1 protein-coding gene is annotated in these 1,620 nt (G+C 71.9%); it reads left to right on the top strand.

Annotation, left to right across the window (positions count from 1 at the left end):
* Window positions 1-201: 201 nt before the first annotated feature.
* On the top strand, window positions 202-1,581 hold the full coding sequence (locus DA085_RS20575; RefSeq protein WP_161958593.1) for an HNH endonuclease signature motif containing protein: 1,380 nt from the start codon (window positions 202-204) through the stop codon (window positions 1,579-1,581).
* Window positions 1,582-1,620 lie beyond the last annotated feature (39 nt).

Genomic DNA, 1,620 nt, shown 5'->3' with positions numbered 1-1,620 from the left:
GCTGGTCAGCGCTCTGTCGGTGGTCGTATGTATGTTCGAGGTATGGATCGGCAGGCGGGGGTGGCGGACGAGCGGGGGTATGCCGCTGGGTCGCCTGTGTCGGTGTCCGCTCCAGGCCTGGGTGGTGGGCGGGTGCGTTATGTGCCGGTGATCGGTTCGGGTCCGTTGCCGCAGGGGCCTTCTGGTGGGGCGGGGCCGTTGGTGCCCGAGCCTGCGCCCGGGGTCCCGGGCGCGTTCCCGGGTGGGGGACTCACCGCGGGGGCGGGGGGTGACGGTTCCTTCGGGGTGGTTGATGGTCTGGCTGCTGTGGGGCCGGTGTCGGTCTCGTTGACCGGTTCGGGTCATGCGGTGCCGGAGTTCCTGGCCGGCGCGGCGCAGCTGACGCAGCTGTTGGCCGCGGAGTTCCCGCACGCGATGCTGCCCGAGCAGGGCCTGGGTGAGGCGGTGGGGGCGGCCCAGGCGCTGGTGCAGGCGGCGCAGTCGTTGTTGACGATGGTCACGCACGAGGCGGTGAGTCGGGGGCTGCCGGCTCAGTCCGGTCATTCCGTGCCGGACTGGATCAGCACGTGGGCGCCGATGATCGACCGGCAGGAGGCGTTGGCCACCGCGCGGGTGGCGACCACGATGGGTGATGAGCTGCTGGGCACGTTGGGTGCCAAGGTCACCGACGGCACCGCCCGGGTGGCCCGGGCCAATATCGTGGCCCGCTTCGCCCAGGAGATGGCACCGGTGGCTGACCCGGAGTCACTGGCGGCGATCACCACCACGTTGACCGACCACGTGGAGTCCTTCGGCACCCAGGCGTTGAGTCTGGCGGTGAAGAAGGCCAAGGCGGTCCTGAAGCCACCCCCGGATGACGATGAGGACGAGGCCAGGCAGGCCGGCAAGCGGCTGCTGCGCCGGATCGGCACCACGGCCGGTCTGGCCGAGTGGCAGCTCCTGCTGGATGAGGAGGCCGAGGCGGTTCTGGAGGCGGCGTTGGACCCGCTGACCGTGCCGCGTCCCGGCGCCGACCAGCACGGCCTGCAGCGGACCGACCCGCGCACCGCCTCCCAACGCCGTGGTGATGCCCTGGTGGAGATCCTGACCCGGGCCGCCGCGACCGATGGATCGGACGCCCCGGGGTGTGGTGCCGGCCGGATCCAGGTCACGGCAAGCCTCGATGCCCTCAAGGGAGTGGTCCCCGGTGGCGGCACCGACGAGCACGGGCACCGGCTCTCTGCCGGCGCGATCCGCCGGTTGGCCTGCGACGCGGATCTGTACCCGGTGGTGCTCGGTGGGCCCTCGGAGCCGCTGGACGTGGGCCGGGTCAAGCGGTTGTTCACGCCGGCCCAGCGCACAGCGGTCTACCTGCGAGATCGGCACTGCAGCTTCCCGGGCTGCACCGTCCCACCGGCCTGGTGCCAGATCCACCACGTCCTGCACTGGGTCTTCGGTGGCCGGACCGACCTGCTCAACGCCGCCGCACTGTGCCAGCGGCACCACACCGTGGTGCACCGCTACGGCTACACCGCCACGGTCACCGAGACCGAGGTCATCTGGCACATCCCGCGACCCTTCACCGCCACCGGCTTCGGGTGACCACCCCGCCCCGCACCCCGCCACCACCGGCGGGGTGCA

The organism is Ornithinimicrobium cavernae (assembly GCF_003121625.1).
In the GTDB taxonomy this organism is placed as follows: Bacteria; Actinomycetota; Actinomycetes; order Actinomycetales; family Dermatophilaceae; genus Ornithinicoccus; species Ornithinicoccus cavernae.
The sequence above is the reverse complement of the archived record's forward strand: the minus strand, read 5'-3'. Positions and strand labels throughout refer to the sequence as shown.